The following is a 17,495-nucleotide window of genomic DNA, read 5'->3' on the forward strand; positions in this document are numbered from 1 at the left end:
ACCCTAAGTCGTGTTCGAAAAGCCATGCCCTGCTGCGCGGGGAGCCCCGGCACTCCTACGAGTTGACCGCGATGGGGGTCCGGTGGAGCTGGGCCATGGCGCCGGCGTACACCTCGGCCAGCCGGGCGGCGGTCGCCGACCAGCCGAAGGCCGTGGCGTGCCCCACAGCGCCCTCGGCGAGCCCGGCGAGCCGGTCGGGCCGCCCGGCGAGCAGGGCGAGCTCGCGGGCCCAGTCGTGCGGGTCGTGTCCCTCCACCAGGACGCCGGACACGCCCGCCTTGACGGCCGTGCGCAAGCCGCCGACCGCGGCCGCGACGACCGGCGTGCCGCACGCCTGCGACTCCAGTGCGACCAGGCCGAACGACTCGTTGTACGACGGCACCACGGTCACGTCGGCGGCCCGGTACCAGTCGGCCAGCTCCCGCTGCGGCGCGGGCGGCGCGAGCCGTACGACGTCGGCGATGCCCAGCTCGGCGGCGAGGTCGCTGAGCAGGGAGGGACGCGCGAGGCCGTTGCCGCTGGGCCCGCCCACGCAGGCCACCACGAGCCGCGACCGCAGCGAGGGATCCTCCACGAGCATCCGGGCGGCGGCCTTGAGCAGCACGTCAGGGGCCTTGAGCGGCTGGATGCGGCCCACGAACAGCAGCACGTGAGCGTCCTGCGGCAGCCCGAGGCGCTGGCGGGCGGCGCCCTTGGACGCCGGCTGGAAGACGGCGAGGTTCACGCCGGGGTTGACGACCGCCACCCGTTCGCGCGGCGCCCCGTAGAGGCTGATCAGCTCCTCTGCCTCGGCGGCGGTGTTGGCGACCAGGCGGTCGGCGACCTCCACGACCTGCTCCTCGCCGAGCACGCGCATCGCCGGCTCGGGCTTGTCGCCCTCGGCGAGCAGGAGGTTCTTCACCTTGGCCATGGTGTGCATGGTGTGCACGAGCGGCACGCCCCAGCGTTCCTTGGCCAGCCAGCCCACCTGGCCCGACAGCCAGTAATGCGAGTGGATCACGTCGTACCGGCCGGGGTCGTACATCGCCTCGGTGCGCAGCACGCCGGACAGGAAGCCGCACAGCTGCCCCGGAAGGTCGGCGCGGTCGAGCTCCTCGTACGGCCCGGCCGTCACGTGGCGCACGAGCACCCCCGGGCTCAGCTCGGCGACCGGAGGCAGGTCACGCGCGGTCCGCCGGGTGAAGATCTCCACCTCGATGCCCAGCGCCGCGAGACGTTTGGCGACCTCGAGGATGTAGACGTTCATGCCGCCCGCGTCCCCGGTACCCGGCTGGTCCAACGGGGACGTGTGCACGCTGATGGTCGCGACGCGGTTGACCCGACGCCGTAACACCGACACCCGAACCACCTCCGAAAGGCTTATAACCATCAAAATCATCACTGGATTCCCCGACATCGGTGAGCACCGGGGGTCCTGAGAGGATGTCGGCTGCCCATCGGAGCAGCGTGGAAGGACGGAAGCGTGACGATGACCAATCCCGCGGCGGCCGAGCCCGTGGTCAGGACCGCGGTGGTGACCGGGGCCAGCAGCGGCATCGGCGAGGCGACGGCCCGCCGGCTCGCCGCGGAGGGATACCGGGTCGTGGCGGCGGCGCGGCGGCGGGACCGGCTCGACAAGCTGGCGTCCGATGTGCCCGGCGTGCGCCCGGTGACGCTGGACGTGACCGACCAGGCGTCGGTCGACGCGCTGGCCGCCTCGCTGGAGCGCTGCGACGTCCTGGTGAACAACGCGGGCGGCGCGTTCGGCCTCGAACCCGTGGCCGGCGGCCGTGTGGACGACTGGCAGCGGATGTACGAGGTGAACGTGCTCGGCGCCCTGCGCATGACCAGGGCCCTGCTGCCGAAGCTCATCGAGTCGGGGGACGGCGTGCTGGTGATGCTCACCTCGACGGCCGGGCTGGTGTCGTACGAGGGGGGCGGCGGCTACTGCGCGGCCAAGCACGCGCAGACCTCGATGACCGAGACCCTCCGCCTGGAGCTGTGCGGCGACCCGGTGCGGGTCGTCGAGATCGCGCCGGGCATGGTGAGGACCGAGGAGTTCGCCCTGACCCGCTTCCGGGGCGACGCCGAGCGTGCCGCCAAGGTCTACGAGGGCGTCCCCGATCCCCTGAGCGCGGACGACGTCGCCGACGTGATCGCCTTCGCGGTGACCCGCCCGTCGCACGTGAACATCGACAGACTGGTCGTCCGGCCGCGCGCGCAGGCGGCCCAGCACAAGGTGCACAGGGTCGCGTCGGGGACATGAGACCGGTCCGGCCCGTCGGGACGGTCACGCGCGGCACCACCGGGCACAACCGGCTGCGCCGCTGTGACCGCTGGATCGCCGCCGTGTACGGCCCGCTGCTGCGCTCGGCCCGCGCGGGGACGGCGCCGCTGGTGGTGGACCTCGGCTACGGCGCGTCCCACACCACGACGACCGAGCTGTTCACGCGGCTGCGCCGGGTCTGCCCCACCGTCGAGGTGGTGGGCGTGGAGATCGCCCCCGAGCGGGTCGAGGCGGCCAAGCCGTACGAGCGGGAGGGGCTGACGTTCGTCAGGGGCGGCTTCGAGCTGCCGGTGCCCCGCCCGCCGATGATCGTGCGCGCCTTCAACGTGCTGCGGCAGTACGGCGAGGCCGAGGCGTGGCAGCACTGGGACCGGCTGCGGGCCGGTCTGCACCCCTTGGGCGTGCTCGTCGAGGGCACCTGCTCGGAGGTCGGCCACCGGGCGACCTGGGTGGCGCTCGGTGCGCGGGGGCCGCGCACGCTCACCTTCGCGGCCCGGTTCACCGGCTTCGACCGCCCCTCCGTCCTGGCCGAACGCCTGCCCAAGACGCTGATCCACCGGAATGTGCCCGGCGAGCGGATCCATGCGTTCCTGACGGACTGGGACCGCGCCTGGGCGACCTGCGCCTCCTTCGGCGCGTACGGCACCCGGCAGCGCTGGACGAGGACGGCCGAGCTGCTGGCGCGGGACTGGCCGGTGGAGGCGACGCCGCCGACCGGCGGTCCCGGGCGCTGGCGGCTCGGCGAACTCACCCTGCCCTGGAGCAGCGTCTCCCCCCGCGGTTGACGACGGGGCGGTTGATAACGTCCGGCCATGCGCTTCGTCCTCGACCCGGAGATGACCCCCGAGCTCTTCGAGGAGCTCCTGAGCTGCTGGGCGGAGGTGACCAACGCCGACGGCGCGGTGGGCTTCGTGCCTCCCGTGACGCCGGACGACATCAGGCCGACCGCGGAGAAGGCGTTCGCCCGCACCCGCTCCGCCGGCGGGCCGGCGGCTCCCGACAGCCTCCTCGCCGGCTTCGACGACGACGGCGTGGGCGCCTGGCTCATCCTGGGCGACAACGGCTCGGGCCTGCGGGCGCACTGGCGCTGGCTGCTGCGGGTCATGGTCCACCCCAAGCACCAGGGCAGGGGCTACGGCAGGGCGCTGCTGCTCGCCGCCGACGACGCCGCCAGGTCGCTCGGCCTGGAGGCGTTGCAGCTCACCTGCCGCGGCGGCACCGGGGTCGACCGCTTCTACGCGAGCGTGGGCTACCGGGAGGTCGGCCGGGTGCCCCGCTCGATCCGGGTGGCCCCCGGTGACGACCGCGACGAGATCTACATGCTCAAGTGGCTGTGAAAGTTTTGGCCGAATGCTTATCCGATGTCCTGCAGGGCCGTTTCGAACACCGCATAGGCTGCGGTACTGAACAGCACGAAGCGCACCTCTTCCACCACGGCGGGGGCTGCCTGCCGTACCGCGGTGATCGCGATGCGGGCGGCGTCCTCGACCGGCCACCGGTAGATCCCCGTGGAGATCGCGGGGAACGCTACCGTGCCGGCGCCCAGCGCGTCGGCGACGACGAGCGACTCCCGATAGCAGGAGGCGAGCAGATGGGATCGGTCCTCGCTCCGCGAGTGAACGGGCCCGACCGTGTGGATCACCCACCGCGCGGGCAGGCGGCCCGCGGTGGTGGCGACGGCCCGACCGGTGGGCAGCCCTCTGCCGTACCGGGACGCGCGCAGCGCCCGGCACTCCTCCAGGATCTCGGGGCCGCCGCGCCGGTGGATGGCGCCGTCCACCCCTCCGCCGCCCATCAGGGACGAGTTGGCGGCGTTGACGATCGCGTCGACCCGCTGCTCGGTGATGTCTCCCTCGACCAGAACGATTCTCATGCCTCTCACCTCTCTACAGGACGTAGTACTACCCCGAGTAGGCTTAAAGACGTGAAGGGACTGGGAGAGCTCGAACGCAGCATCATGGACATCCTCTGGGCGGAGAACGCCCCGCTGACGGCCCGCGAGGTGGGACGCCTCATAGAGGACCGCGACCTCGCGCCGACGACCGTGATGACCGTGCTCGACCGGCTGTCCCGCAAGGGTTTCCTCACCCGGACCCGCGACGGCCGCGCGTGGCGCTACCAGCCCGCCGCGAGCCGCGACGCGTACGTCGCCGAGCTGATGCTCGAAGCCCTGGACATGACCGGCGACCGTGACGCGGCGCTGACCCGCTTCGCCCGCGCCGTCTCCGGATCGGAGGCCGAGATCCTGCTGAAAGCCCTCACGGAGCTGGAGGAAGAGTGATCGCGGCGGCGGTCTTAGCGGCACTCGCCATGATCTGCGCGGTCGCGGCGTGGCGGCTGACTTTCGCGCGCTGGACCTGGCGCGCCCCGCGCACGGCGATCCTGTTGTGGCAGTCGCTGGGGCTGACCTGGGGGCTCGCCTCCACCGGCGCGCTGCTCGCCTTCGCGCTCGACCCCTATCGCAAGGGCGTCGTCCACGGGCTCGGTGAGTTCCTGCTGAGCGTGGAGTTCGGCGTGCGGACGCCGCACGACTACCTCCGGCTGGCCGCGCTGGTCGCCGGCCTGTCGCTGCTCGCCGTACTGATCGCCCTGCCCCTCGCGGCCGGGGCGCAGACGCTGCGGGCCCGCCGCCGCCACCGGCTGCTGCTCGCGCTTGTCGCCCGGGACGAGCCGGCCGTGCCCGGGGTGCGGGTGGTCGACTTCCCCGGCGCCGCCGCCTACTGCCTGCCCGGACTGAAATCGCAGGTCGTCATCAGCGACGGCACGCTGCACCTGCTGTCGTCCGCGGAGCTGGAGGCCGTGCTGGCGCACGAGGCCGCCCACGTGCGCGAGCGCCACGACCTGGTGCTGCTGCCGTTCGCCGCGCTACGCCGCGCGCTGCCCTGGTCGAAGCTGGTCAGCGACGCGCAGGAGTCGGTCGAGCTGCTGGTCGAGATGGCCGCCGACGACCGCGCCCGGCAGCGGTGCTGCCCGCGCAGGCTGGCCACCGCGCTGCTGCGCTTCGGCACCTCGGCCGCGCTGCCCACGCCGCAGGGCGCGCTCGGCGCGTCCGCGCCGTCGAGCGTGATGGCCCGGGTCGACCGGCTCGTACGGCCCGAGGTGGCGCTCCCGATCACCCACCGCTTCCTGATCCTGGCCGGATCGGTGATGCTCGCCACCAGCGCCCCGCTACTTTGGCTGCTTCCTGGCTGAACCTTGGGTGCTAGCTGGCGTTATCCGGTCAGTTTGCAATTGCAAGCAGTGCGAGGCAGACTGGGGGTATGGAACTGCCCAAGGTCACCTCGCTCGGTGAGTACATCCGCCAGCAACGGCAGCAGGCGAAAATCTCGCTTCGTCAGCTCGCCGCGCAGGCCGGTGTGTCCAACCCTTACCTGAGCCAGGTGGAGCGGGGCCTGCGCAAGCCGAGCGCGGAGATCCTGAACCAGATCGCGAAGGGTCTGCAGATCTCCGCCCAGGCGCTCTACGTCCAGGCCGGCCTCATCGAGGACCGCGAGCCGCACAGTGACGTGCTGACCGCGATCCGGGCCGACGTCACACTCACCGGGCGGCAACGTCAGGTGTTGATCGATATCTACGAATCGTTCCGCAAGGAGAACCGGGCCGACACCGCCCAGCCGCCGCAATCGGCTGAGCATCTCGGGGACGGCCCGGTTCTCCCGCGCGACGGCATTGCACCGGATTCGAGGGAAGGATAACCCATGACCATCACGACCCAGGCCAAGAAGATCACGGAGTCCAAGCCGTTCTACGCGCTCACCGGCGCCGGGGACTACGCCGTGGAGAAGGCCCGCGCCTACGCCAGCACCGTGCAGGACAGGGCCGAGTCCGTCGCCAAGGACCTCCCGGAGAAGGCCAAGGGGTACGCCGACGCCGCCGCCGCCCGCTTCACCCGGCTGTACGACGACCTGGCCACGCGTGGCCGCAAGGTCGTCAGCCGCGTGAGCGGCGAGGCCGCGCTGGAGCTGACGGAGGTCTCGGAGACCGCCGAACCGGCGATCGCCGCCGAGACCACCGCCAAGCGGACCTCGACCGGCCGCACCCGCACCACCACCGCGGCCCAGAGCTGATCCGCGCCCCGCGCGAGTGACACCTCGGCGGCCCGCCTTCCCACACGGGGAGGCGGGCCGCCGCCGTCACCGCCTGTTCTCCGTGCGGGCGGGATGTTCCCGGAGACCGGCCTCCGGCGCCCGCGCCACGTGTCGGCGCCGCCCATTAGTCTGGGGGCGTCAGCGACCGTGACCGTGTGGGAGAGTCCATTGTTCGGGCTGTACGGCATCCTCGACATCATCTTCTGGCTGCTTTCCGTCGGGGCCTTCGTTTTGTCCGGCTGGGCGCTGGTGCACGCCCTGCGGATCCCCTCGCGCGCCTTCCCCGCGGCCGGCAAGCAGACCAAGCCGCTCTGGCTGATCATCCTCGGCCTCGCGACGCTGTTCACCTTCGCGGGCGCGATCAACTACATGGGCATGGGGATGGGGCTGCCCAACATCTTCACGATCGCCGCCGTCATCGCGGCGGGCATCTACCTCGCCGACGTGAAGCCCGCGGTCAACGGCTACCGCGGCGGTGGCAACCAGGGGCCGTACGGTCCCTGGTGACCCGCGCTCAGAGCCAGTCGCGGGCCCGGAACACCCGGTAGAGCGTGGCCGAGGCGACGACGATCAGCGCGGCGGACGCCCAGAAGCCCCACGAATGCCCGAATCCGGGAAACGGGATGTTCTGGCCGTAGAAGCCGGTGATCAGCGTGGGCACCGCGATGATCGCCGCCCAGCTCGTCACCCGCTTCATGATGAGGTTCATCCGGTTGCTCTGCATGGTCAGATGCGTCTCGCGGATGTTGCTGACCAGGTCGCGCAGCGACTCCGTCCACTCCGTGGCCCGCAGCACCTGGTCGTACACGTCCTGGAAGTACGGCGCCATCTCGCCGTCGCCGATCAGGCCGTTGCGCCGCACAAGGGAGTTCACGGCTTCCCGCATGGGCATCACGATGCGCCGCAGCGTGACCAGGCTCTTGCGTAACTCGAACGTGCGCCGCTGGTCCTCCGGGCCGACCGGCCGGTCGCCGAACACCGTCTCCTCCAGGTCCTCCACCTGCTCGTCCATGGCCTCGACGGTCTCGAAGTGGCTGTCCACCACGTAGTCGAGCAGGCCGTGCAGCAGGAACGCGACACCGTGCCGGGCCAGGTCCGTCCCCTCGTCCCAGCGCCGGATCACCTGCTCGACGGAGAAGTCGTCCGTCTGGCGTACGGTGACCAGCGCGTTTTTCGTGACGAAGGCGGCCGCGGGCGCGACCCGCACCCGGCCCGACCCGGCGTCGAAAGCCGCCGCGTAGACGCTCAGGAACATGTGGCTGTCGTAGACGTCGAGCTTGGGCCGTTGCCGGCGCTGCAGCGCGTCCTCCACCGCCAGGGCGTGCAGCCCCAGCTCCTCGCTGATGGCCTGCAGCTCCTCCTCGGTGGGGGCGCACATGTCGAACCACACCACGGCCGACGGGTCCTTGACGTGCTCGGAGACGTCGGCGACCGGAAAGCCCTCGGCTTCCAGATTCCCGTTCCGGTAGAGCCGGGTGTGTCCCATGGACGGCTACCCTACCGATCCGGCGAGCGCCCCCGAAGGGGCGCCGTCGCGTCAGCCCTTGCCGTGCTGCTGGAAGCGGATCATGTTGCCCGCCGGGTCGCGGAAGGCGCAGTCGCGGACGCCGTACGGCTGGTCGATCGGCTCCTGCAGGACCTCGGCGCCGGACTCGCGGATCTTCTCGAAGGTCGCGTCGCAGTCCGGGGTGGCGAAGACGACGGCGCGCAGCCTGCCCTTCGCGAGCAGGTCGCTCAGCGCCGCGCGGTCCTCCGGGGAGGCGGTCGGGTCGGCGTTGACGGTCTCCAGGACGATGTTGACGTCCGGCTGCGACGACGGGCCCATGGTCAGCCAGCGGGCGCCCTCGTAGCCGACGTCGTTGCGCAGTTCGAGGCCGAGCACGTCCCGGTAGAAAGCGAGCGCGGCGTCGCCGTCGTCGACCGTGATGTAGCAGTAGTGAAGTGTGAGTTCCATACCCACAACGCTACGGACGGCGGTGTCCGCCGCGCTTCTCGATTCCTGACCGGTCCGGTGGCGCATATCCGATCACTGTTGGAGTAACGGGACCGATAGGGTTGCGGCTCATGGTGGATCTCGCGCGCCGGCTCGGGCTGGCGGCACTGCTCGCCGTCCTCGCCGCCTCCCCCGCGCACGCCGTCACTGCGGCTTCCGCGCCTCTGGCGAAGGACGAGGTGACGATGGAGCTCCGCGAGAACGGCGTGCTCCACGTGAAGGAGACGATCACCCCCGCCGGCGAGACGGTGCGGCGCACGCCGCCCACCCGGACCCGCTACGACGACGGCCACGACCGCGTCTACCGCATCTCGAACGTCAAGGGCGGCTCGTACGACGGGAAGACCCTGACCTTCAAGGGCACGGTGGAGTACGACGTGACCGGCGCCGTGACGCCCACGGCGTCGGGCGAGGAACTGCGCTGGTTCGCGGTGTCCGGGCCCGTGCAGGACGCCGTCGTCACCGTGACCGGACCCGGCCGGGTGCAGAACCTGTCGTGCTTCGCCGGTGAGCTCAGCGCGGCCATCGCCTGCACCGGCGCCTCGGTGGAGGAGACCGGCGCCACCTCCACCTTCGAGCAGCAGGGCCTCGGGGAGGGCCAGACGCTGACGGTCGTCGTCGGCTACCCCCAGGGTGCGACGGGGGCCCGGCCGATCCTGGAGCGCAGGTTCGAACTGTCCACCGCGTTCACGCTGAACGCGGTGACCGGCGGCTCCCTGGCGGCGCTGCTGGTGCTGCTGCTGGGCGGCGTGGGGCTGCTGTACTGGACACGGGGCCGCGACGCCCGCGTGGTCGGCAGCGAGTCCGCCCCGGTCAGCGGCCACCGCAACGGGCACTTCAGCCCGCCGGACGGCGTGCGCCCGGGGCAGATCGGCACGCTGTTCGACGAACAGGCCGACGTGGTCGACGTGACCGCGACGATCGTCGACCTCGCCGTGCGCAACTACCTGCGGATCGACGAGCAGCCGCGGCAGACCTACGACACCCCGGACTGGTGCCTGGTCAAGCTGCCCGGCGCCCGGATCGGCGACCTGCTGCCCTACGAGCGCGCCCTCTACGACGCGATCTTCGACGGCCGCGACCGGGTGCTGCTGTCCGAACTGCACGGGTCGTTCGCCGCCCGCCTGGCGACGGTGCGCGACGCGTTGTACCAGGACGTCGTGGCGCAGGGCTGGTTCGCGCGGCGGCCCGACTCCACCCGGTCCCGCTGGACGACCCTCGGCCTGGCCGTCGTCGCGCTCGGAGTGGCCGCCACCGTCCTTCTCGCCTGGTTCACGACGTACGGCCTGCTGGGACTCGCCCTGATCATCGCGGGGGCCGCGCTGGCCTTCGGCGCCCAGTACATGCCGGCCAAGACCGCGAAGGGCGCCGCGGCCCTGGCGCACACACTCGGGTTCCGGGAGTACCTCACCGGGGCGAACGTCGACGACGTCCCCGCCGGCCAGCGCGTGGAACTGTTCTCCCGCTACCTGCCGTACGCGGTGATCTTCGACAGCGTGGACCGGTGGGCGCGGGTGGTCAGCTCGTTCAACGGCGACGGACGGCAGACCGACCACCTGTACTGGTACCAGGGCCCGGCCGAGTGGGATCTGTCCAGGTTCGCCGACTCGATGCGGACGTTCGTCATGACCACCTCCGGGGCGATCTCGACCTCCCGCCAGTTCCGTTCCCTGTGAATCCCCGGCAGCCGTCAGGCGGGACGGACCCTCACCTCGCCGACCGGGACCCCGCCGCCGAACAGCGGGGCGGTCGCGAGGCCGGCCAGCTCAGGGGCGTCGATGCCGGCGGCGCGCAGCGCGGCGACGGTGACCGGCACGCGGGCCCGGCCGCCGCCGTCCACGATCTTCACGGCGCCGGCCCGGCCCTCGGCGTCGGCGAAGGCGTCGAACGCCTCCGCGCCCGACTTCACCAGCAGCCCGGGAACGGCCCGCATCAGCAGGTTCTCCGCCCGGGTCGTGCCGCTCGTCCACTCGGGATGCGCGCGCATCGCGTCGGCGACGCGTCGCTCCGGGGTGCCGGCCGGGGCGAGCGTGAGACCGCGGAAGGCGCGCGCCACCCCCGCCATCGAGACGAAGAACAACGGCGCGCCGCAGCCGTCCACGCCGGTCGCCGCGACCCGCTCCCCGGTGAACTCCTCGACCGTGGCGCGGATGGCTCGCTGCAGCGGGTGGCCGGGATGGCGGTAGCCGTCGACCGGCCAGCCGTTGACCACGCAGGTGGCGAGCATCGCCGCGTGCTTGCCCGAGCAGTTCATGAGGATCCGGCGGGCGTCGCCGTGCTCCCGCAGCACCTGGCGGCGCGCCTGCTCGTCGAGGGGCAGGTCCTCGGGGCAGCGCAGGAACGTCTCGTCCAGACCCGCGCCCGCCAGGATCTTCCGTACGCCGTCGATGTGGAAGGGCTCGCCGCTGTGGCTCGCGGCGGCGAGCGCGAGCAGTTCGTTCTCGAGCGGCAGGCCGGCCCGGACCATCGCGAGCGTCTGCAGGGGCTTCATGGCCGAGCGCGGCGACGCGAGGCTCGACGTGTCGCCGCACACCAGGGCCGGGGCGCCGTCCGCCCCGATCACGTGTACGCGTGCCCGGTGCACCGACTCGACGAACCCCGACCGGACCACCTCGACGAGCATCTCCGCCATGGCCCGCAGTCTACGAAGCCCCCGGACGTGGCAGAATTCGGGGCCATGCGTGCGGTCGTTCAGCGGGTCAGCTCCGCGTCCGTTGTGGTGGAGGGTCAGATCGTCGGCGCCATCGACGAGCCCGGCCTGCTCGTGCTCGTGGGCGTCACCCACACCGACGGCCGGGCCGAGGCGGCCAGGCTCGCCGCGAAGCTGTGGGGGCTGCGGATCCTGCACGGTGAGAAGTCCTGCTCCGACATCGACGCGCCGCTGCTGGTGATCAGCCAGTTCACGTTGTACGGCGACGCCCGCAGGGGCCGCAGGCCCACCTGGCAGGCCGCCTCGCCCGGCCCGGTGGCCGAGCCCCTGGTCGAGGCCGTGGTGGCCGAGCTGCGGGCGCTCGGCGCGCGGGTGGAGACGGGCGTCTTCGGCGCCGACATGAAGGTCACCCTCACCAACGACGGCCCGATCACCCTCGTCGTGGACGTCTGACCGCCACGCCCGCGCCCCGGCCTGGCATCATGATCGGATGCAACAGGCGTGGGGCACGTGGGGACACGTCGTCATCGCGGCCGTCTGCGCCGTTCCCGCGGCCGTTCTCGCGGTCCTGCTCCTCACCCGTCACCGCGTCCGCCGGGGCCATCCCGCCCCCCGCCGTACGGCCGCCGCGGACGTGGTCATGGTGGCCGGAACCGCCCCCTGGATCTGGATGATCCTCACACCGGGGACCGAGGAGGGGGTGCACGTCGTCCCCCTGGTGGACCTGGCGGGCCAGCTCGCGGTGTCGACACCGGGAGCGGCCGTAGTGCAGATCGGCGGCAACCTCCTGGTCTTCTCCGCGCTCGGCGCCATGCTTCCGGTCCGCTCCGCGCGCTTCGCCTCGCTCGCGGCGGTGGCCGCCGTCGCGGCCACCGCGTCGCTCGCCGTCGAACTCCTGCAGTTCGGCCTGCGGCTCGGCCGGGTGAGCTCCGTGGACGACGTGATCCTGAACGCGGCGGGCGCCGTGCTCGCCGCGCTCTGCACCCGGCGGTGGTGGGCCCGCCGTTAGGTCGTGTCCCGACAAATCATGGCCCTGCTGCGCGACGGGCAGCAGTCGTCAGACACTCCCTAGCCGGGGGCTATCGGATGCGCCGGCGGAGGGCGGGGTCGATCTTCACGTTCCGCCCGGCGTCCGGCGGCACCACGACCTCCTGGCTCGCGGCGACGCCGCCGGCCAGCAGGTCGATGTCCACCGGCACCGTCCGTTTCACGACCGCGAGGGCGATCGGGCCGAGCTCGTAGTGGCGGGCCGACGAGCCCACGAAGCCGATCTGGCCGGGCTCGGCGGAGCCCTCCACGGCGGCCTCCGGCTCGGCCTCGACCGGTGTGCCGACGCCGAGGGTCACCGGGGCGCCGTGCGGGGGCAGTTCGTCCACACTGCCGTCGAGATACAGGAAGACCAGGCGGCGGGGCGGATGGCCGAGGTTGTGGACCCGGGCGACCGTCTCCTGCCCCCGGTAGCAGCCCTTGCTCAGATGGACGGCCGCCACGATCCACCCGACCTCGTGGGGGATCGTCTTGTGGTCGGTCTCGAACCCGAGCCGGGGCACGTGCGCGGCGATGCGCAGCGCCTCGTAGGCCCACAGACCGGCGGGCCGCAGGCCCAGCTCGTCCGGAAGGCCGCCCAGCCGCTCGCGCGGCACGAGCACGTCGCCGCCCATCGCGACGGCACCCTCCACGGTCACACCGGTCGCAGCGGGGCTCTCGGCCGACGCGGGCGGGCCGACCGAGACCACCGCGTAGTCCGAGGTGACGTCGGCGATCTCGACCCGCAGCATGAACCGCATCTTCTCCAGGAAGGCCACCAGCTCGGCCGAGGTGCCGGGCTCCACGTGGGCCCACACGGCCTCACCGTCGTCCACGAGCGTGAGATGGTGCTCGACGCGGCCCTGCGGGTCGAGCAGCAGCGTCTGGGTGGGCGTGCCCGGCTGGAGCGTGTCGAGCTTCTGCGAGCTGAGGTTGTTGAGCCAGCTCAGCCGGTCGGGGCCGCTGATCCGCACGACCTCGCGGTTGCTCCGGTCGACCAGCCCGCGCCCGCCGGCCAGCGCCCGCTGCTCGGCGAAGGGATCACCGTAGTGGGCCGCGACGGTCTCGTCCGGCGCCTGCGCGGCCACCGCGCCGTGTGTGTCAAGCAATGGGCTCCGCATGCGTCCAAGGCTATTCGGTCCCCCACCGCCGTCGTGGCGACGCCCCGCTCCCCTGTGGACAACCGTCAGAACGGCACCCGGCGGAGGGCGACCAGCGCCACGTCGTCCTCGCGGGCGCCGAAGGTGGCGATCAGCCGGTCGCAGAAGTCCTCCAGGTCGTCGCCCACCCCCTCGGCCTGCTGACGGGCGACCTCCAGGCTCTCGTCCAGCAGTTTGTCGCGGTCCTCGATCAGCCCGTCGGTGAACAGCAGAACGGTGGCGTCCTCGGGCAGCCGGACCCGGTCCACCCGATACTGCTCGTCGGCCACGCCGAGCAGTAGATTGCCGAACCTGTGATAGGCCGCCCCCTTCCCGGCCAGCAGCGGCGGGATGTGCCCGGCGTTGACGATCTCGCTCTCCCCCGTCGCGGGGTCGATCAGCATCAGGCAGACGGTCGCCGTCATGCCGGGGTGGTAACGCCGCAGGACCGCGTTGAGCAGGGCCATCGACCGGGCCGGGTCGACGGCGTCGATCACCGACGCCCGCAGCGCGTTGCGGAGCTCCGCCATCACGGTGGCGGCGTGCAGCGAGTGGCCCTGCACGTCGCCGAGCGCGACCAGCACCCGATCGCCGAGGGGCAGCACCTCGTAGAAATCGCCGCCCACTTCCACGCTGTCCACCGCGGGCCGGTAGCGCACGCTGACCAGCAGGCCGGGGGTCGGGGGGATCTCGGCGGGCAGCAGGCTGCGCTGCAACATGAGCGAGATCGAGTGCTCCTCCGCGTAGGCGCGGGCCGCGTCGACCGCCAGCGCCAGCGCCTGGCCGAGCTGCCGCAGCAGGCTCAGCTCCTCGCCGCCGAGCGGCGAGCCCGTCTCCACCCCCAGGAACACCGGGGACCGGCCCGTCTTCGTACGGCACAGCACGCCCGACACGTGCGCGACCACGTCGCTGTCGGGGACGACGCGGGCCCAGGTGTCGTTGTCGATCTCGAACACCCGCACGCCGGTGGACTCGCCGATCGAGATGGTGCTCAGCCGCTCCAGGGTGTCGGGGTGGACCGGCCTCGGCGCCGCGGGCTCGCCCGGCCGGGCGGCGAACCTGCGCAGCTGCCCGTCCGGCGAGCACGCCAGCACCCGCGAGTAACGCTCCAGCAGCCGGGAGCACCCCTCGGCGGCCACCGCCAGCAGCCGCTCGAAGTCCTCGGCCTCGTTCATCGCCAGCGTGATCTCGGCCAGCTCGCTCAGCCGCGCCGCCATCCGCTCGGCCCGCTGCCGCGCCCGGTAGTACCGCAGGGTCGCCCGGACCGTCGCGGTGAACTCGTCGGGCTGGATGGGCTCCGACAGGTACGCGTCGGCCCCGCGCTCCAGCCCTTCGGCACGGTCGGCCGGGGTGATGGCGTTCCCGGAGACCTGGATCACCGGGATCGAGGCGGTCCGCGGGCTCGCCTTGATCTTCTCGCACACCTCGATGCCGCTCAGGTCGGGCATCCGTACGTCGAGGACGACGAGGTCGGGCATGAGCGCGTCGACGACGGCCAGCGCCTCCTCGCCGCCGCCGGCCTCGACGACCCGGTGTCCGGCGCGGCGCAGCCAGCTCGCCAGGATGTACCGCTTGGTGGGGACGTCGTCGACGACCAGCACCGTCGCCGCGGCGTCAATCATGGGCCCCCCTCCCCCGCGTGTGCTCCTGCTTGTCGCGCACAGCCTCCCGGATCGCCTCCAGCAGCTGGTCCCTGCGCAGTCCGTACTTCGGCAGCACCGGGTGGGCCATCACCGGATGTTCGGACACCACGGACACGACGACCGCGGGGATGCCCCGCAGGGTCTCGTCCTCGGTCATCTCGTGCAGCAGCGCCGTACCGTCCAGGCGCGGCATGAGCAGGTCGATCAGGACCACATCCGGAGGACTCTCGCGCATCATGCCGAGGGCCTCGATCCCGTCGGCGGCCTCGTCCACCGCGGCCGCGAACCCGAAGAGCATGCGCCGCGCCACCGCACGGAACCCCTCGTCGTCGTCGGCCACCAGCGCCCGGCCCACCTCCGGCGTGGTCATCCGGTGCGGCACCCGCAGCGTGGCCGTGGTTCCCTCGCCCAGCCTGCTGTCCAGCTCCAGCGAGCCGCCGATCGCCTCCGCGAGCCTGCGGGCGTACGGCAGGCCGAGGCCGGTGCCCTTCGCTCTGAGCTGCAGCGACCCGGGCACCTGGAAGAACTCCTCGAAGACGCGCTCCAGGTACTCGGAGGGAATGCCGACCCCGGTGTCGGTGACGGTGAAGACCGCCTCCGCCGTCGCGGGGTCCACGACGACCGTCAGCCGCACCTCTCCATACTCGGTGAACTTCAGCGCGTTCGACAGCAGGTTGCGCAGGATCGTGGTCAGCATGGTCTCGTCGACGAACAACTCGCCGACCTCATCCGACACGTCGACCGACAGTTCGACCCCCTCGGCCCGCCCGGCGGGGTGGAGCGTCATGCGCAGCCGCTCGGCCAGGGCGACCACGTCCACCATCGACGGCTGCGGGTCCAGTCGTCCGGACTCGGCCTTGGCCAGGTCGAGCAGCTCGCCCACCAGCGCCAGCAGCGTCTCCGCCGAGCTGCCGACCAGGGTGATCTGGTGCTCCTGCTCCTCGGTGAGCGGTTCGGCGCCCGAACCGAGCAACAGCCTCACCAGGCCGATGATCGAGGTCAGCGGCAGCCGCAGCTCGTGGCTCACGTTGGCCCAGAACCGCTGCCTGGCCTCGGCCGCCTGGCGGAGCTGGGACGACTTCTCGTCGAGCTCGGCGTACAACGCCACGACGCCGCGGTTGGTCTCCTCCAGCTCGGCCGACAGCTGGTTGTACAGCGCCAGCACACCCTGGTTGGTCTCGGTCAGCTCCGCGTTGAGCCGCAGCACCTCCTCCAGAGTGCCGGCCAGCTCCCTGTTCTGCTCGCGCAGCACGTCGAGCGCCGTGCCGGGCGGCGCCCGGCGGGCCAGCTCCTCGCGGATGCCGTCGAGCGACCGGCCCCTCTGTCCGGCCACACCCTGCCCGGCGTGCTCGGGCACCCGCTTCACCAGCGTGACGCACCTGTCCTCGGTGGAGAGCGCGACCTGGTCGACCAGGCGGCCGGCCAGCTTCAGGCCCTCGCCCGGCCGCACGTCGGCGTCGTCGTGGTAGTTCACCGTGATGACCAGGCGATCCTCGCGCAGGTCGAAGACGACGTCGCTCTGCGCGCCGTACGCCAGCGCCTCGCGGCCGATCTCGCTGAGCGCGGTCGCCACCCGGATCTGGTCCTGTGATTCCAGTCCCACGAGCTCGGCGATCTGGCGGCCCAGCTGCCGTACGGCGAAGACGTCCTGCTCCCTGCAGATCTCCGCGCGGGTGAGAACCTCGCCCATCACTGCCCCTGTTTCACGGTGACGACACAGGCGTCGTCCCTGCGGCTGCCCGCGTCGCGCAGCAGGGTCGCGCCCACCACGGCCGGGGAATGGGCGAACAGCCCGGGGAAGGAGGCCGGATCCCAGCGGTCGGTGAGGCCGTCGGTGTGCAGCACCACCGTGGCGTGCGGCGGCAGCGCGTACTCGTACTGCCGGGGGCGCCTGCCCTTGTGCCCGGCGATGCCGGGCATCGAGATCATCCCCTGGCGGCCCTGGGCGTGGGCGATCCAGCCCGAGACGTTGCCCAGCCCGGCGAACGTGACGCTCTCGCGGCGGATTCGCACCACCGCGACCGCACCGCCCCGGGTGTGGCCCAGCCCCCGGTGCAGGCGTTCGAGGGCGGCGGTCGGAGGGGCGTGCGGATCCTCCATGAAGATCCGCACGGCCTCGCGGGAGGCGTGCGCGGCGGCGCCGCCGTGGCCGAGCCCGTCGCAGACGAGCACGCTGATCGCGTCGCCCGCGTCGGAGAAGGCGTAGGCGTCGCCGCAGACGCTCTCCTCGCCGATCGGGCGGCGCAGCCCGCTCACCCGCAGCGGCGGGCCGTGCAGGCCGTCCCGGGTGAAGTGCAGGACCAGCACGGTCCCCCTGCCGGGCATGGAGTGGACGTCCCAGCCCGTGGCCATGCGGGCGATCGCCCCGAGGCCGATGCCGAGCGTGCCCGAGGTGGAGTAGCCGTCCCGCAGGGCGCGGGCGAGGTCGGCGATCCCGGGGCCCCTGTCCACGGCCACGAGTTCGATCGCGCCCGGCCGTTCCGGATGGGGGCGTACCAGCACGGCGCCCTCCTCCGCGTGCTTGACCAGGTTCGAGACCGCCTCGGTCACCGCCACGGCGACCTGCCCGGTGCGGTTCTGGTCGAATCCGGCGGCGGTGGCCAGCGCGACGGCCGTCCTGCGCACCGCGCCGATCACACTCGGGTCGTCGGTGCGGACCCAGATGTCTTCGTGCCGGTGCGTCATCGCCG

General features: G+C 72.3%; 20 protein-coding genes. 11 read left to right on the forward strand and 9 right to left on the reverse strand.

Going from position 1 to position 17,495, the window contains the following annotated elements; genetic code table 11:
• Positions 1-55: 55 nt before the first annotated feature.
• A complete protein-coding gene (gene mshA, locus HHX41_RS31255; protein WP_169987304.1) occupies positions 56-1,369 on the reverse strand; it encodes a D-inositol-3-phosphate glycosyltransferase in 1,314 nt (437 codons plus the stop codon).
• Between the two features lie 126 nt (positions 1,370-1,495).
• On the opposite strand from mshA, the gene HHX41_RS31260 reads away from it, so the two are divergent.
• The 3 genes from HHX41_RS31260 to HHX41_RS31270 are packed head-to-tail and all read left to right on the forward strand — an operon-like array spanning position 1,496 to position 3,603.
• On the forward strand, positions 1,496-2,245 hold the full coding sequence (locus tag HHX41_RS31260) for an SDR family NAD(P)-dependent oxidoreductase (protein ID WP_310742279.1): 750 nt from the start codon (positions 1,496-1,498) through the stop codon (positions 2,243-2,245).
• Entirely contained in the window at positions 2,242-3,051 is an 810-nt protein-coding gene (locus HHX41_RS31265; protein WP_182908812.1) for a class I SAM-dependent methyltransferase, read from the forward strand. The genes HHX41_RS31260 and HHX41_RS31265 overlap by 4 nt, the downstream gene beginning before the upstream one ends.
• A 27-nt stretch (positions 3,052-3,078) precedes the next feature.
• Positions 3,079-3,603, forward strand: coding sequence for a GNAT family N-acetyltransferase (locus HHX41_RS31270; RefSeq protein WP_169987308.1), 525 nt, complete (start codon positions 3,079-3,081; stop codon positions 3,601-3,603).
• Positions 3,604-3,620: 17 nt separating this feature from the next.
• On the opposite strand, the gene HHX41_RS31275 is transcribed toward HHX41_RS31270, so the two are convergent.
• The gene (locus HHX41_RS31275) at positions 3,621-4,139 is read right to left on the reverse strand and encodes an O-acetyl-ADP-ribose deacetylase (RefSeq protein ID WP_169987310.1); all 519 of its coding nucleotides are present in this window, start codon (positions 4,137-4,139) and stop codon (positions 3,621-3,623) included.
• Positions 4,140-4,190: 51 nt separating this feature from the next.
• Here HHX41_RS31275 and HHX41_RS31280 point away from each other — a divergent pair, with 51 nt between their 5' ends.
• The 5 genes from HHX41_RS31280 (at position 4,191) to HHX41_RS31300 (ending at position 6,861) form a co-directional block, all read left to right on the forward strand.
• Positions 4,191-4,547: a BlaI/MecI/CopY family transcriptional regulator gene (locus HHX41_RS31280; protein WP_169987312.1), complete on the forward strand. Its 357-nt coding sequence runs from the start codon at positions 4,191-4,193 to the stop codon at positions 4,545-4,547.
• Entirely contained in the window at positions 4,544-5,458 is a 915-nt protein-coding gene (locus tag HHX41_RS31285; RefSeq protein WP_169987314.1) for a M56 family metallopeptidase, read from the forward strand. Before HHX41_RS31280 ends, HHX41_RS31285 begins: the two co-directional genes overlap by 4 nt.
• Before the next feature lie 68 nt (positions 5,459-5,526).
• Complete coding sequence (locus HHX41_RS31290; protein WP_169987316.1) at positions 5,527-5,961, forward strand: helix-turn-helix domain-containing protein; 435 nt, start codon at positions 5,527-5,529, stop codon at positions 5,959-5,961.
• 3 nt (positions 5,962-5,964) lie between these two features.
• Positions 5,965-6,333 carry a hypothetical protein gene (locus tag HHX41_RS31295; RefSeq protein WP_169987318.1) on the forward strand — a complete coding sequence of 123 codons (369 nt, stop codon included), beginning with the start codon at positions 5,965-5,967 and terminating at the stop codon, positions 6,331-6,333.
• Between the two features lie 168 nt (positions 6,334-6,501).
• Positions 6,502-6,861 carry a DUF2516 family protein gene (locus HHX41_RS31300; RefSeq protein WP_310742274.1) on the forward strand — a complete coding sequence of 120 codons (360 nt, stop codon included), beginning with the start codon at positions 6,502-6,504 and terminating at the stop codon, positions 6,859-6,861.
• Positions 6,862-6,868: 7 nt separating this feature from the next.
• Here the strand turns inward: HHX41_RS31300 and HHX41_RS31305 are convergent, their stop codons facing one another.
• Both HHX41_RS31305 and HHX41_RS31310 read right to left on the reverse strand, forming a co-directional pair.
• Entirely contained in the window at positions 6,869-7,840 is a 972-nt protein-coding gene (locus HHX41_RS31305) for a magnesium transporter CorA family protein (RefSeq protein WP_182908813.1), read from the reverse strand.
• A 51-nt stretch (positions 7,841-7,891) separates the two neighbouring features.
• Positions 7,892-8,308 (reverse strand): VOC family protein, encoded by a 417-nt coding sequence (locus HHX41_RS31310; protein ID WP_182908814.1) that lies wholly within the window; start codon positions 8,306-8,308, stop codon positions 7,892-7,894.
• A 110-nt stretch (positions 8,309-8,418) separates the two neighbouring features.
• Between HHX41_RS31310 and HHX41_RS31315 the strand changes: the two genes are divergently transcribed.
• Complete coding sequence (locus HHX41_RS31315; protein ID WP_259401447.1) at positions 8,419-10,023, forward strand: DUF2207 domain-containing protein; 1,605 nt, start codon at positions 8,419-8,421, stop codon at positions 10,021-10,023.
• Between the two features lie 14 nt (positions 10,024-10,037).
• On the opposite strand, the gene HHX41_RS31320 is transcribed toward HHX41_RS31315, so the two are convergent.
• Entirely contained in the window at positions 10,038-10,979 is a 942-nt protein-coding gene (locus HHX41_RS31320; protein ID WP_182908815.1) for an asparaginase, read from the reverse strand.
• A gap of 45 nt (positions 10,980-11,024) precedes the next feature.
• Between HHX41_RS31320 and dtd the strand changes: the two genes are divergently transcribed.
• Both dtd and HHX41_RS31330 read left to right on the forward strand, forming a co-directional pair.
• Positions 11,025-11,450 (forward strand): D-aminoacyl-tRNA deacylase, encoded by a 426-nt coding sequence (dtd, locus tag HHX41_RS31325; protein WP_182908816.1) that lies wholly within the window; start codon positions 11,025-11,027, stop codon positions 11,448-11,450.
• Positions 11,451-11,487: 37 nt separating this feature from the next.
• Positions 11,488-12,006, forward strand: a complete 519-nt coding sequence (locus tag HHX41_RS31330) for a VanZ family protein (protein WP_182908817.1) — start codon at positions 11,488-11,490, stop codon at positions 12,004-12,006.
• A gap of 70 nt (positions 12,007-12,076) precedes the next feature.
• On the opposite strand, the gene HHX41_RS31335 is transcribed toward HHX41_RS31330, so the two are convergent.
• The 4 genes from HHX41_RS31335 to HHX41_RS31350 all read right to left on the reverse strand — a co-directional run bounded on the left by HHX41_RS31335 (position 12,077) and on the right by HHX41_RS31350 (position 17,490).
• Positions 12,077-13,144, reverse strand: coding sequence for a folate-binding protein YgfZ (locus HHX41_RS31335; protein ID WP_182908818.1), 1,068 nt, complete (start codon positions 13,142-13,144; stop codon positions 12,077-12,079).
• Positions 13,145-13,209: 65 nt separating this feature from the next.
• Entirely contained in the window at positions 13,210-14,784 is a 1,575-nt protein-coding gene (locus tag HHX41_RS31340) for a fused response regulator/phosphatase (RefSeq protein WP_182908819.1), read from the reverse strand.
• Positions 14,777-16,495, reverse strand: coding sequence for an ATP-binding protein (locus HHX41_RS31345; RefSeq protein WP_182908820.1), 1,719 nt, complete (start codon positions 16,493-16,495; stop codon positions 14,777-14,779). Before HHX41_RS31345 ends, HHX41_RS31340 begins: the two co-directional genes overlap by 8 nt.
• The gene (locus HHX41_RS31350; RefSeq protein WP_182908821.1) at positions 16,495-17,490 is read right to left on the reverse strand and encodes an ATP-binding SpoIIE family protein phosphatase; all 996 of its coding nucleotides are present in this window, start codon (positions 17,488-17,490) and stop codon (positions 16,495-16,497) included. Before HHX41_RS31350 ends, HHX41_RS31345 begins: the two co-directional genes overlap by 1 nt.
• Between the last annotated feature and the right edge of the window lie 5 nt (positions 17,491-17,495).

The sequence above is a fragment of the Microbispora sp. H13382 genome (genome assembly GCF_014161445.1).
In the GTDB taxonomy this organism is placed as follows: Bacteria; Actinomycetota; Actinomycetes; order Streptosporangiales; family Streptosporangiaceae; genus Microbispora.